General features: G+C 52.9%; 13 protein-coding genes. All 13 read left to right on the forward strand.

Annotation, left to right across the window (positions count from 1 at the left end):
* The first annotated feature begins 261 nt into the window (after positions 1-261).
* Positions 262-2,358 carry a flagellin N-terminal helical domain-containing protein gene (locus tag ACW8F6_RS00590; RefSeq protein WP_491573886.1) on the forward strand — a complete coding sequence of 699 codons (2,097 nt, stop codon included), beginning with the start codon at positions 262-264 and terminating at the stop codon, positions 2,356-2,358.
* Between the two features lie 63 nt (positions 2,359-2,421).
* Positions 2,422-2,802 carry a flagellar protein FlaG gene (locus ACW8F6_RS00595; RefSeq protein ID WP_491573887.1) on the forward strand — a complete coding sequence of 127 codons (381 nt, stop codon included), beginning with the start codon at positions 2,422-2,424 and terminating at the stop codon, positions 2,800-2,802.
* A 90-nt stretch (positions 2,803-2,892) separates the two neighbouring features.
* Complete coding sequence (gene fliD, locus ACW8F6_RS00600) at positions 2,893-4,914, forward strand: flagellar filament capping protein FliD (RefSeq protein WP_491573888.1); 2,022 nt, start codon at positions 2,893-2,895, stop codon at positions 4,912-4,914.
* 71 nt (positions 4,915-4,985) lie between these two features.
* Positions 4,986-5,381: a flagellar export chaperone FliS gene (gene fliS, locus ACW8F6_RS00605; RefSeq protein WP_491573889.1), complete on the forward strand. Its 396-nt coding sequence runs from the start codon at positions 4,986-4,988 to the stop codon at positions 5,379-5,381.
* 128 nt (positions 5,382-5,509) lie between these two features.
* On the forward strand, positions 5,510-5,881 hold the full coding sequence (gene fliS, locus ACW8F6_RS00610) for a flagellar export chaperone FliS (RefSeq protein ID WP_491573890.1): 372 nt from the start codon (positions 5,510-5,512) through the stop codon (positions 5,879-5,881).
* Positions 5,882-6,044: 163 nt separating this feature from the next.
* Complete coding sequence (locus ACW8F6_RS00615; protein WP_491573891.1) at positions 6,045-6,293, forward strand: hypothetical protein; 249 nt, start codon at positions 6,045-6,047, stop codon at positions 6,291-6,293.
* Positions 6,294-6,325: 32 nt separating this feature from the next.
* The gene (gene fliS, locus ACW8F6_RS00620) at positions 6,326-6,718 is read left to right on the forward strand and encodes a flagellar export chaperone FliS (protein ID WP_491573892.1); all 393 of its coding nucleotides are present in this window, start codon (positions 6,326-6,328) and stop codon (positions 6,716-6,718) included.
* A 402-nt stretch (positions 6,719-7,120) separates the two neighbouring features.
* Complete coding sequence (locus ACW8F6_RS00625; RefSeq protein WP_491573899.1) at positions 7,121-8,557, forward strand: sigma-54 dependent transcriptional regulator; 1,437 nt, start codon at positions 7,121-7,123, stop codon at positions 8,555-8,557.
* A gap of 150 nt (positions 8,558-8,707) precedes the next feature.
* A complete protein-coding gene (locus ACW8F6_RS00630) occupies positions 8,708-9,949 on the forward strand; it encodes a sensor histidine kinase (RefSeq protein WP_491573893.1) in 1,242 nt (413 codons plus the stop codon).
* Complete coding sequence (locus tag ACW8F6_RS00635; RefSeq protein WP_491573894.1) at positions 9,946-11,370, forward strand: sigma-54-dependent transcriptional regulator; 1,425 nt, start codon at positions 9,946-9,948, stop codon at positions 11,368-11,370. Before ACW8F6_RS00630 ends, ACW8F6_RS00635 begins: the two co-directional genes overlap by 4 nt.
* A gap of 167 nt (positions 11,371-11,537) precedes the next feature.
* On the forward strand, positions 11,538-11,729 hold the full coding sequence (locus ACW8F6_RS00640) for a PA3496 family putative envelope integrity protein (protein ID WP_491573895.1): 192 nt from the start codon (positions 11,538-11,540) through the stop codon (positions 11,727-11,729).
* Positions 11,730-12,135: 406 nt separating this feature from the next.
* Positions 12,136-12,504: a flagellar hook-basal body complex protein FliE gene (fliE, locus tag ACW8F6_RS00645; RefSeq protein ID WP_491573896.1), complete on the forward strand. Its 369-nt coding sequence runs from the start codon at positions 12,136-12,138 to the stop codon at positions 12,502-12,504.
* Between the two features lie 16 nt (positions 12,505-12,520).
* On the forward strand, positions 12,521-13,213 hold a 693-nt coding region (gene fliF, locus ACW8F6_RS00650), incomplete at its 3' end, for a flagellar basal-body MS-ring/collar protein FliF (RefSeq protein WP_491573897.1).

Consider the following 13,213-nt stretch of genomic DNA (forward strand, 5'->3'; position numbering starts at 1 on the left):
GGCCTTTTTTTATGGCTGATTAAGCGCAATTGATATAAGAAGCGCTTAGGCAGCCGTAGTTGTAGCCGACTAAAAATGGCAACAAAAACATAGTGTTATGCTCGCCACACCGCTAAGCGGCAAGATGTTGCCGCTTTGTGCTAAAGGTTTTCCTATCCTTGTCGATAACCCAGTCAGAAGCGCTTCGACCTGTTCGGGCCTTTTCATCAGGCTGGTTCAAACCGGTCCTACTTAATGTGGAACTCGTGATAGGAGGCAATCATGCCCTTAGTCATAAACACCAACGTACAATCGCTGAATTCTCAGCGGCAACTGGTGAAGTCCGGTGCAGACATGTCGCAAGCCATGGAGCGCCTCTCGTCCGGTATGCGTATTAACAAGGCGGCCGATGACGCGGCGGGTCTTGCCATTGCCAACCGTATGACTTCTCAAATTCGGGGCCTCGATCAGGCCGTGCGAAACGCGAACGACGGCGTTTCCATGATTCAAACCGCTGAAGGTGGCTTAAACGAAATTACCAACATGCTGCAGCGTATGCGCGAGCTGTCGATTCAGTCTGCTAACGGAATTTACTCCGATGCCGACCGCGGTACGCTAAACGCCGAGGTGCAACAGTTAAAATCTGAAGTGCAGCGTATCGCTGATACCACTTCGTTTAACGGTCAGTCTTTGTTAGACGGCTCGCTGGGTAATGTATTGCTGCAAATTGGCGCCGAGTCCAATCAGACTATTGGTGTAAATATTGCCGCTATCAGCAATCAAACACTCGGTGTTGCCGCAACGGCGGGCGCGAGTTCTTACTCGCAAACTGATTTAACAACTAACTTGAATGGGTTAGGAACTGGTGATTTAACGATTAATGGTGTCGCTATTGACGCAGCAAAAAGCGCCAATGATACCGCGTCATCACACAACAAAACCTCCAGTGCGTTGTCAATAGCGGCAGCTATTAATGAAAAAACAGATCTAACTGGCGTGGAAGCCACTGTTGGCCAAACCACCCTGGGTGGCGCGGCAATGACAGTCGGTGCCGTCAGTACGACCTTGTCTATTAACGGCGTTTCCTTCGGCACCCTAAATATGGTGGCCACAGATGATTTAGCGGCTAAGCGTGCAGAAACCGTCAATCTGATTAACTCAAAATCGGATCTTACCGGTGTGACTGCCGTAGATACCGGTTCCGATAACGGCGGTATTACGTTGGTTGCCGCAGATGGCAGAAATATCGCTGTTTCAGCCGGCACAGCTGCTGCCGCTGATAATTTTGGTATTGCCTTTGGTCAGGCTGATGGCACGGTAGAAGTAACCACGGGTGCTGTATCGCTTCGCTCAACTACTGGTACAGATATCGTTATCGGTCAGGGAGCTACGGGTAATGCAGAAGATGCCGGTTTCTCAGTTGGGACCTACAGCGGTGTTCAGTCTCAAGTTTCCAGTGACCTGAATAACTCGACTACCGCAATGGCCGCCGGTGACGTCAAAATCAACGGTGTGATTATTGGTGCATCGCTCTCCTCTTACGACACCGCGTCGAGTGCTAACAACGATGCGAGTGCAATTTCCAAGGCCGCGGCAATCAACCTGGTTTCTGATAAGACCGGTGTGACCGCCGAAGTGCGCGAAAACGTGGCCACAAACACCGGTGTTCAGGTTTTCGCTGGTGCGGCGGTAAGCGGCACGATTAATGGCGTTGCCATTACTGGCTTCACCTCGACGGCAGGTGCCGCTAACGCAGCATTGAACCGTCAGGCGATGGTAGATGCGGTAAATGCGATTTCCGCTCAAACGGGTGTACGAGCCGTAGACACCGGTGAGAACGGTACCGCCAACGGTGGTGGTGTCATTTTAATTGCCGATGATGGCCGTAACATCGTAACCAACTTTACTAATGGTGAAGAGGGTGGTGTGCTGTCTGGTGCGCAAACCTTTACAGGTGAGTTCACTCTGGTTTCCGATAAAGAAATTGTGGTCGAGCGCGGTACCACCGCTAACATCACTAACTCTGGTCTCAAAGTCGGCACTTACGGTAACGCCAAAGACGGACAGTCAGTGGCAAATGTGGATATCTCCACGGCTGCTGGTGCACAAGCTGCAATTAAAGGCCTGGATAACGCCATCGACACTATCAACAGTGTTCGAGCCGATCTGGGTGCGGTGAATAACCGCTTGGACTTTGCGGTAGCGAGCTTGCAAAATACCTCTGAAAATACTTCCGCTGCGCGGTCGCGAATTCAGGATGCGGATTTTGCGGCTGAAACTGCGGCGCTGAGTCGCGCACAGGTACTCCAGCAAGCCTCAACGGCAATGCTGGCTCAGGCCAACGCGCAACCACAGCAGGTTCTGTCACTGCTCCAGTAATGGCGCAGTTACGGATAACTGGAAGCGGGCGGGGTAACTCGCCCTTAGCTGAGAGGTGAACCCATGAATGAAGTTAGAGCAACGCAAGCGGCTATGACGATAGCTGCCGGGTCTGCTTCATCAAAAGGGGCTGCTGGCGCACCAAGCAGGGAAACCGGCAAGCCTTTGCCGGTGGAACAACCCGAGCAACCGCAAAAGCCGCAAAAAGTGCAGAATGCTACGGCGATTCAAGATGCTGTAGCCGAAATGAATGACTACATTCAATCAGTTCAGCGCGATTTACACTTTGCGGTCGATGAAGATCTCGATCAAACAGTCATTAAAGTGGTGGATCGAGATACTGGCGAGCTTATTCGCCAGATACCTGAAGAGGTTTTCTTAGACCTGGCACGAAAAATGAAGGCTCAACAAGAGCCCTTTCATTTAGTCAATGCCCAGGGGTAAGTAAACCGAGCGGTGACAGGGGTGTGCTTAGCGCACCCTTTGTCACATTTAGATGTTCAGCCAGACAGTCAAGTTGATGCAGAGGTAGCTATGATCGATTCGAATATTCCCAATTTGCTGGGTGCAGGATCAGGTATCGACTCCAAAAAACTGGTTGAGCAATTAGTTGCGATCGATAAATCCGCCAAGCAAGGGCAAATTGATTCCAAGCGCGAAGGCTTGGAGACCAAACTCTCTGATTACGGCCTGTTCAAAAGTGCATTATCGACATTGCAGGGTGCGTTGAGCACACTTAAAAATCCAGATACTTTTACCGCTAAGTCGGTGTCCTTTCCCGACAGCGAAGTGGTCATACCTACGGCCATTGAGGCGGGCGCCCAGAGCGGCACATTTTCATTGGAAGTCACCAATATCGCGCGCTCCCAGAGCCTGAGCTCGGGGGTGTTTGCCAATGTGAGCGACGCCGTTGGCAAAGGCACCTTGACCTTCAGTTTTGGCGACTGGGATGCGCCACCCACAACATTCACTGCCAATACCGAAAAAACGGCCAAAACCATCACCATCGATGACAGCAATAACAGTCTGGAAGGGCTGCGCGATGCTATCAATGGCGCCAACATGGGCGTGCAGGCCAGTATCGTTAATGATGGTAGCGGCTATCGCCTCTTGATGAAAGCGGAGTCGGGAGAGAATAATCAGCTGCATATTGCGGCTGCCGAAGACGGCGGTACCCCGACTAACAATGATGCGAGTGGTTTGTCGCGCTTTACCTTTAACGAAACCGCACTGCAGCTCACGCAGCAACAGGCCGGACAGGACGCCAATTTAATCATGAACGGTTTGGCCGTGACGCGGACAACCAATGAGATTACCGATTTGATCGAAGGCTTCAGTTTCACCATCGCAAAGGACGCGCCCGGTGAGCTGGTCAATATATCCATTCTGGATGATAAGCTCACGGCAGAAGATGCAATTCGCAACTTTGTAGATGTTTACAATGAGTTTTTACAGGTCATCAAACCATTAACGGGCTTTAGCGAAGAAACGGGTGAATACGGTAGCTTGTCCCGGGATGCGTTGGCAAAGTCGATGCAAAGCAAAATACGCCAGACGATCACCGAGCCTGTGGCGGGTGTGCAGTCGGGCTTAAGTGCACTGACTAACTTGGGCATTCGCACTGAACTTGATGGCTCAATGAAGATCGACGAAACCGCCTTCAAGGCAGCCTTTGCCAATAACTATTCACAAATTTCACAGGTTTTTGCGCCGCAAACGGCTTCCAGTGCCGATAAAATCAAAGTGACGGGGTTTGGCAAAGACACAGTTGCTGGCAGTTATGACGTGGTCATCACTACTGAGCCGTCTAAGGGCAGTTTGATTGCCGGTGCGAGTCTCGGCTTTCCCATAGACACTACCGGTAAGGATTACAGCTTTACCTTTGAGGTTAATGGTATTGCGTCGGCATCGCTAGCACTGCCAGACGGTGTGGTTTATAACACCAGTGCGGAGCTCGGTGACGCGCTAAAATTGTTGATAAACAGCGATGCAACACTGGCAGCGGCGGGCGCCAAGGTGGATGTCAGTTACGACACCGATCATTTTGTATTTACTTCCACAAGTTTTGGCTCTAGTTCTCAGGTGTCGATCACATCCGTGGGTGCCGATGCAGGCGATTTAGGTTTTTCCGTGGCTACCGGCACCGCCGGTACTAATGTGGCCGGTACGATTAACGGCGAAGAGGGGTTTGGCTTGGGCGATGTGTTGTTGCCGGCTATCGGCTCCAATGCCTATGGTTTAAAACTTAAAGTATTGCCCGGGGCAACCAGTGCGACGGTAGATTTCTCGCGTGGTGTCGGCAGCGGCCTGGATCGTCTGGTATCTGATTTCTTAAGCAGCCAGGGACCAGTAAAAACCCGTGAGAAAGGTTTGAATGAAGGACTTGATGCCCTCGATGAAGATCAGTTAAAACTGGATCGACGCAGCGAGGCATACCAAGCGAGGCTGCAAGCGCAATTTATTGCCATGGAAGCCATTGTGGATCAGCTCAATTCTACCCGTGATTACCTTGGAAGTGTTTTGGACAACCTGCCATTTACTGCTAAACGTAATTAAAGTGAAAGGCAGCTGTGCCGATAACCTGGTAGTGCACATACAGTGCTTCAGACATCAGCCAGGGGTTACCAATGAGTTTTCGCACCAGTGTCAGCGCCTACACCAAAGTAGGTAATGAAACCTCCGTAGAAGCGGCCGACTCCCACCGATTGATAGAGCTGCTATACGAGGGCGCCTTATCGCGCATCGCGCAGGCTAAAGGCGCCCTTAACCAGGGGCGTATCGATATTCGCGGTGCGAAGGTGTCTCATGCCATTAATATCGTCATGGGCTTACGCGATGCCTTAAACCCCGCCCAAGGCGTAGAGCTGGCTGGCAATCTCGATGCCTTGTACGACTATATTCAGCGGTTACTCATGGCGGCGCACCGAGAGGGTTCTACAGAAAAATTAGATGAGGCCGCCAAGCTGCTCGGTGAATTGGCGTCGGCCTGGAAAGAAATAGGTCGCCGGCAGCCGGCAGCCTAGACCGACGTCGCAGATTCCACATTAGCTAGGTAATCTTTACTGCGTTTAAGTAAAGTTGGCATTATCTTCGCATTAAATGTATTAGCAATCGTAGCTGATCATTTTTTGACGTTTTAGAGGATAGTGCAATGACAGTAGCCGCTACACGGGCAGCCCAGCAAATGGCGGCTGCACCCCAAGATCTATCACCCCATACCGTAATCACTTTGTTGCTCGATGGCGCACTGGAGCGCATCGGTCAGGCAAAACAGTGTCTCTCGGAAAGCAAGGCCCAGGAATTTGACATACTGGTATTGAAAACCGTCGGGATCATCAATGGCCTGCGGGCCAGTCTGGACTTTGAGCAGGGCGGGGAAATCGCCAACAATCTGGATGCAGTGTACGACTATGTCTCGACAAGGTTGACGAAGAAGAAAGACGCTTCGGCCTTGGATGAAGCCGCAAAGTTACTGTCTGAAATCAAAGGGGGATGGGACGCAATTGCGCCTGAACAAGACTAGCGCGGCGTAGACCGCACAGATCGCGCGCGAACAACATCGGGCGCCGCGACAATTGTCTGGCGGTGCTTATCGCTTTCTGCCTTGGTGGTGAAACTTGTACTTAAGTTGCATCGCTAGCTGCCGATAACCTGGGGAAGACAATGAGCCCCTCAGGAGTAGTAGCATGGCACTTGTTCCCCACTCGCAATTACGCTTGGCCCGTGTGCGTAAGTCCCTTGAGTCTGCTCTCGCGGCCCAAGATTGGAAAAATTTGCGCGACTTAGACCTGGCCTTAATGGAAGCGCTGGACGACGCCAGCGATGATCCCAATCGCGATCCCGCTACACTTTTATCTGAGCTGACTGCTATTGTTGATTTGTATAAAGATTTGGTGTTGAGTACAGAGCTTCATCGCCAAACCCATTCGCTATAACCATGTCTTCTGGCTACCCAAAGGTTACTGCCATGGCAACGCACAAAGGCGGCAAAGTGTATGCACAAATGCAGCTTGAGTCCAAAGTGGCCGGTGCCAGCCCGCACGAATTGATTTCTTTGCTATTTAGCCACACCCGCGCCCAGCTTAAGGCGGCCCTTGTGGCGCATCAAGCCAATCAATTGACGGTTCGGAGGGAGGCGTTGACCAAGGCAATCGGCTGCTTGGGCGGCCTGGCCACCTCGCTCAATTTTGATGTGGATTCCGAGCTGCCCTACAACTTGCAAAATCTCTATTTGTATATGCAGAAAACGCTGGTCATTAATCAGCGCGAGTTTTCGGAAGCCAAAATAAATGAAGTGACTAGCCTGCTCGAAACATTGGCCGATGCTTGGGCGCAAATAAAAAGCGAACCTCACACTTAAGGCGTCGCCGCCAAGGGCTATCAGCCGGCCCCTTGTACATTTTTTATCCCGATTTTCGCTGGAATGCAGCTACCCCTTTCTCAACGCTATCCAGTAATTACGTCGCCTCCGGGCATACACGGGCCTGCGCTGGCGCCCATTCTACGGCCTCAGTTTGGCGTCCTGCCCCATGTTAGAACTGAACACCACTAACACTTTGATTATCTAGATGAAATTGTTCCAAGGTTAAACCGCCAACAATTTGACCGGTGGCAATCTTTTGACTATTACTTCATCTGTCGAGGCGTTTTATTGACTGGTGTCACAAAACGCAACGGCCAAAAAATATTTGGGGCACCCTTCGCGGTGATATTTGCCATCGGATTGCAGTAATCCTTAGGTGTACATTAGGAAATCCACATGCTGTTAGAACCCATCAAAATTCTGGTTGTTGACGACAATGCCGACCGCCGACGTGACCTTAAGGTCATCCTAGACTTCATGGGCGAATCTGCCCTGAGTGTCGATACCAGTCATTGGGAAGAGGAAGCCGACTTGGCCGATGCCGCCCATCGCTACAGCGCCGTATTTCTGGGTGAAAACAAGGATAACCCCGCCTTGATCGCCAGGCTTCAACGGGTCCATAACTGGGATCAGGGGTTGCCGGTCATTCTGGTGGGGCAGGAGCCCGAGTTACCAGAGGATACCAACCCCTATTTACGCCATAAGATTGTCGGCGTTGTGCCCGAGCAACCCAGCTACAACCAATTGTTGGATTTGCTGCACCGCGCCCAGCGTTTTCGCAGTACCTTAAGCCGTAACGCCCGTGTCGGCGTCAAGGGGACCCCTCACTTATTTCGCAGCCTGGTGGGCGCTACGCCAGCCATGGAGCGGATGCGCGAGATGATGTCGCGGGTGGCGGACAAAGATGTCACTGTGCTCATTACCGGCGAGTCTGGTACGGGTAAAGAGGTGGTGGCGCGCAACCTGCACCACCATTCAGACCGCCGCGATAAGCCCTTTGTACCCGTCAATTGCGGCGCAATTCCCGCAGAACTGCTGGAGAGCGAATTGTTTGGCCACGAAAAAGGCGCCTTTACCGGGGCTATTGGCTCGCGCGCCGGTCGTTTTGAAATGGCTGAGGGGGGCACCTTATTTCTGGACGAAATTGGCGATATGCCGCTGAACATGCAAGTGAAAATATTGCGGGTTTTGCAGGAAAAATGCTTCGAGCGGGTGGGCAGCAATAAAACCCAGCCCACCAATGTGCGCATTATTGCCGCCACCCACCGGAACTTGGAGCACATGATAGAAAATGGCGGCTTTCGAGAGGATTTATTTTATCGACTAAACGTATTTCCCATCGAAGTGCCCGCATTGCGCGAGCGGGCCGAAGATATCCCCGTGCTGATTTCGGAGCTGGTGTCACGTATGGAGGCAGAAAAGCGCGGCAGCGTTAGATTCAATTCCAATGCGATCTTGTCGCTCACCAAGCACGAGTGGCAAGGCAATGTGCGCGAGTTGGCCAATCTGGTGGAGCGCATGGCCATTATGCATCCGGGCAGTGTGGTGGGCGCTCAGGACTTGCCGCCAAAATACCGGCATGTCGAGCTGGAGGATCAAACCGAGTTTGACATGTTGGCAGAGCAGGGCACACAAGCGGTCATTAAAGTGGGTGAGAACCCGCTACTTCCGGCCAATGGCATAGATCTAAAAGAGTATTTGACCCATCTCGAATGCAGCCTGATACAGCAAGCCTTGGATGACACTGGCGGTGTGGTCGCGCGCGCTGCCGACCGGCTTACCATTCGACGCACGACGCTGGTAGAAAAAATGCGCAAATACGGGCTGAACCGTTAACGGCATCTAGCGTTTTCACCAGATTCTCAAGGGGGCCATTCGGCCTCCTTTTTGTATCCCGCACCGATTTTCTGGCTGATTGATTGACTGATTAAGAATCAGCGCATTTATGGCACTGCCTTTGCAATACCCTGTTACATATGAGTTTTCGTGGTTTTTTTGACACTAAAAGGGTTTGAGATGGGGCAACTTGCCAGTGCACAGAGTGATAATTCTGCGTTGCCAGACCCAGAGGGTCTGAAGTCCGCCTTTGAGCTATTCAATGAAATGTCGGCGCAACTGGCCGACTCTTACGATGCGTTGCAAAGTCGGGTGACGCAACTTAATCAGGAGCTCTCGGCGGTTTCCGCACAGCGTTATCAGGAATTGGCCAAAAAGGAAGAGCTGGCCAACCGACTGGAAACCCTGTTAAACGTGCTGCCTGGCGGAGTCATTGTGCTGGATGCCAAAGGGTTGGTGACTCAGGCGAATCCCGCCAGTAAAGAAATGCTGTTGGAGCCCTTGATTGGTTGCGAGTGGCGCCAAATTATTGAGCGCAACTTTGCCCCAAAGGCCGACGACGGTCATGAAGTTTCCACGCTAGACGGTCGCCGCTATTCCATTTCAACCCGCTCGCTCGACGACGACGGCCAAATCATTCTTTTGACCGACCAAACCCAAACACGCCAATTACAAGCCCAGCTCAGTCGCCACGAACGCCTTTCGTCGATGGGTAAGATGGTGGCCGCGCTAGCCCACCAAATTCGAACCCCATTATCGGCGGCACTGCTGTATTGCAGTCATCTCGCGCAAACGGCGGGCCATCGTGCCAATACCGAGCGCTGTGCCAGTAAAATTCACGGCCGGTTAATGCACATGGAGCGACAAGTAAAAGATATGTTGTTTTTTGTGCGCGGTGAATTACCGCTCACGGATTTGACACAAGTAGGGTGTTTTCGTGGCGCTTTGGGCGAAGCATTGGAGGGGTCCTTGAAGGCGGCCGGTGTGGTCTGCCAATGGATAGTGAGCGACGAGCAAAAGACCCTGAAGATTAATCAAGAAGCGCTGATCGGTGCGATCCAAAATCTGGTGGACAATGCTATCCAGGCGCAGCCAGAGGGCCTGGAGCTAAAAATTACCCTGGAAACCTTTGTTAATAATGCGCTGGCGATCAGTGTCAGCGACAACGGCCCAGGTTTGCCGGAGCCTATCGCGGATTCCGTGTGCGATATTTTTGTCACCAGTAAGCCGCAGGGCACCGGCTTGGGCTTGGCCGTAGTTCAGCAAGTGGCAAAAGCGCACGGCGGCAAATTTATTATTCGCTCGATGGCAGGCAAGGGCACTCGCGCCACCTTGTTACTGCCTATTTATGAAACCTCCCCAGCGATCACCCCCTTGGAGAAAACCGCATGAGTTCAGTACAGGCAATCACTACGTCAGGGGCGTGCGCAACGGCAGGCCAGATTCTGGTGGTTGAAGATGATCCCGCGCTGCGGGAGGCTATTACCGACACCCTGTGTTTTGCGGGTTTTAGCACCGAATCCGTGGCCTCTGCCGAGGCTGCTATCGCCTATCTTGCGGCGGGAAATTCGGTCTCGATGATAGTGTCGGATATCAATATGGGCAATTTATCGGGGCACGATTTGTTGCGCCATGTGCGTCAACATTTTCCGCAGGTACCGGTGCTACTGGTTACCGCCTATGGCAGCATCGCCGACTCCGTAGAGGCCATGCGCAATGGCGCCGTCGACTACCTAGTTAAGCCCTTTGAATCGCGCGATCTGGTGCAACTGGTGCAAACCCATGCCGGTTTGCAGGCACCTGTGGGGGATGCCCCGGTGGCGGTGTCGGAGGCCAGCCGGCAGTTGTTGCAATTGGCTGATCGCGTGGCTCAGTCGGATTCCACGGTGTTGATATTGGGCGAGTCGGGCACCGGTAAAGAGGTGCTTGCGCGCTATATTCACAGCCACTCGGCCCGTAAGGATAAGCCCTTTGTGGCCATTAATTGCGCGGCGATACCAGAGAATATGCTCGAGGCGGTTTTGTTCGGCCACGAGAAGGGGGCCTATACCGGTGCCCATGCCAGCAGCCCGGGCAAGTTCGAACAGGCCAACGGTGGCACCTTGTTACTGGACGAAATTTCCGAAATGGCACTGGGGTTGCAGGCCAAATTGTTGCGGGTGTTGCAAGAGCGCGAAGTCGAGCGCCTGGGTGGCCGAAAATTGATCAAACTGGATGTCCGAGTGATCGCGACCTCTAACCGGGGTATGCGCTACGAGGTGAGTAACGGCCGCTTCCGGGAGGATCTCTATTACCGGTTGAGTGTGTTGCCGCTCCAGTGGCAGCCGCTGCGCCAGCGCCGCGACGATATTTGCCCTTTGGCGCAAAGCCTGTTGGCGCGCCACGCCCAGCGCCAGGGCCGCAAAGGCGTGGCTTTGAGCCCCGCTGCCTGTACCACCCTGACCCAGTACGACTGGCCTGGGAATGTGCGCGAGCTGGACAATGTCATGCAGCGCGCGCTGATACTGCAGCCGGGTCCCTGTATTGAGCCGCAGGACTTGGGTTTGGAGTTTGGCCTAGGCTCGCCGGTGATTCAGCCAGAGACAGCACCGACGCAAGTGGCCCAGCCACTGGTCTCCGATGGATTGTTGGGCGATGACCTTAAGCGCCGAGAGTTTCAGGTCATAGTGGATACCTTGAAAAAGTCCCACGGCAGCCGCAAGGAAACCGCTGCAAAGCTGGGCATCAGCGCCCGCACACTGAGGTATAAGGTGGCGCGCCTGAAAGAAGACGGACTGGATGTGGATGCCGCCTGGAAGGCCCATACCCTTTAAGCAAATTAACTATTGACCGGTTCCACCGTCCGGTATATTTTCCGCCCAACGCAAGGGCAGGCATGGCGTCCGGCCATAGCTGCCTTGCTTATAACCAATGGCCTGAAAAAACAGGACTTTTCAGGCGCTTTGATAACCAGATTTTATTTCATACGGTGGGGTAACTTATGTCTGGTATTGAATTAAGTGTAGGTTTCGACGACGCGGATGATATTTATGCCGCCGACCAAAGCGACGATGAAGTCGATACTCGGGTGTCTGTGAATACCATTGATCCACGTCGCCGCCTGGAAGAACGCCTTGAGGAAATGCGCCTCAAGCGTGAACTGCGCGAACTGGATCTGGATTTCAAACTTTAATCGAATCCTCTGCGATAACCGCACTGGCTGGCGACAGTCTTGCACTGAGTGTGGCGCTTTCCGCGCCCAATCACTGACAACTGTCGCCATGTTGGAACGCTCGCGAGTGCGGGCGCCATCCCATTTTTCATCTCCGGCCAAGTTATTTGCTGACGCTGCTATTCGCGGGCAAGATCGCGCCATTCAACCGCCAATTTTACGACACACCTGTCTACCCACACAAAATCGGTTTTGGGCCTTTTTACAATTAATTTTGACAAGCTTATTTGCCACAGCCGCGATTCAGTAGCTCTGAGTTTTAATTGAGGCAAATATTCGCCGCCGGCAATTTTTGGCCTGTTTTGTGCAGTAATCCCGTAAACAGTCGCGGACCGCTAAAAAGGTCAAAAATCTGTCGGGGCACAAAATGGTAGATAGAGTGGATATCAATCGGTTGTTGGTGGAAATGCGGGCCATTAAGCAGCAGGCCATGCCGCCGGCAACCCGTGAGCTGGATAAAATAGCGGAAACCATAAAGCCGGGCACACCGCTAGGCGGCCCTGCGCCTGCCAATGCGGAGTTTGGTCAGTTATTCACTCAGGCGATTAATAAAGTCAACGATTTGCAGCAGCAGTCGAGCGCGGTTGCCAAGGCATACGAGGCAGGCACGCCCGGTGTGGATATCACCGATGTCATGATTGCCTCGCAAAAATCCAGCGTGTCGTTTCAAGCGATGGTTCAAGTGCGCAATAAGCTAGTCGATGCTTATCGCGACGTTATGAACATGCCAGTTTAACGCGGGGGCAGGCTAAATGGCAGCAACAACTGCAGATATGGACGACGACCTGTCTTCCGGCAGAGATAAACCCGCCAATGATTTAGTGGAGGGATTTAATAATCTGAACTTGGTGCGTCAGGCGGGGCTAATGGTGGGGCTGGCCGCCAGCGTTGCCATTGGTTTTGCAGTGGTGCTCTGGAGCCAAGGTGAAGATTATCGCCCGCTATATGGTAGCCTGGATCGTTTAGATAGTAGCGAAGTCACTCAGATTCTCGAGCACAACGACATCGCCTTTAAGGTGGACGGCGGCACCGGCGCCCTGTTGGTTTCCGCCGACCAGATACACAAAGCGCGTTTAAAGTTGGCCGAGGCGGGGATACCCGGCGATCAGTCGGTGGGTTTTGAGTTACTGGACAAGGAAACACCGCTGGGCACCAGCCAGTTCATGGAAGGCACCCGCTACCACCGCAGCCTGGAAGGGGAGTTGGCGCGCACCATTACCAGCATCAACGCCGTGCGCTCGGCGCGCGTGCATTTAGCCATTCCTAAGGCGTCGGTGTTCATTCGCGACGCTCGCAAACCCACGGCCTCTGTATTTGTCGAGCTATTTCCAGGCCGCGCAATTAAAACCGAACAAGTCAAAGCCATGGCCAATCTGGTGGCCTCGAGCATTCCCGAGCTTAAAATTGAAGATGTAACTATCGTCGATCAGCGCGGAAATTTGCTG

It is taken from the genome of Simiduia sp. (assembly GCF_058345725.1).

Bases quoted from the DNA above. Each gene is read 5' to 3' on its own strand.
- ACW8F6_RS00635 (WP_491573894.1), top strand. From the start codon at position 9,946: ATGAGTTCAGTACAGGCAATCACTACGTCAGGGGCGTGCGCAACGGCA.
- ACW8F6_RS00615 (WP_491573891.1), top strand. From the start codon at position 6,045: ATGGCACTTGTTCCCCACTCGCAATTACGCTTGGCCCGTGTGCGTAAG.
- fliE (WP_491573896.1), top strand. From the start codon at position 12,136: ATGGTAGATAGAGTGGATATCAATCGGTTGTTGGTGGAAATGCGGGCC.
- ACW8F6_RS00640 (WP_491573895.1), top strand. From the start codon at position 11,538: ATGTCTGGTATTGAATTAAGTGTAGGTTTCGACGACGCGGATGATATT.
- fliS (WP_491573889.1), top strand. From the start codon at position 4,986: ATGAGTTTTCGCACCAGTGTCAGCGCCTACACCAAAGTAGGTAATGAA.
- fliS (WP_491573892.1), top strand. From the start codon at position 6,326: ATGGCAACGCACAAAGGCGGCAAAGTGTATGCACAAATGCAGCTTGAG.
- ACW8F6_RS00590 (WP_491573886.1), top strand. From the start codon at position 262: ATGCCCTTAGTCATAAACACCAACGTACAATCGCTGAATTCTCAGCGG.
- fliD (WP_491573888.1), top strand. From the start codon at position 2,893: ATGATCGATTCGAATATTCCCAATTTGCTGGGTGCAGGATCAGGTATC.
- ACW8F6_RS00595 (WP_491573887.1), top strand. From the start codon at position 2,422: ATGAATGAAGTTAGAGCAACGCAAGCGGCTATGACGATAGCTGCCGGG.
- fliS (WP_491573890.1), top strand. From the start codon at position 5,510: ATGACAGTAGCCGCTACACGGGCAGCCCAGCAAATGGCGGCTGCACCC.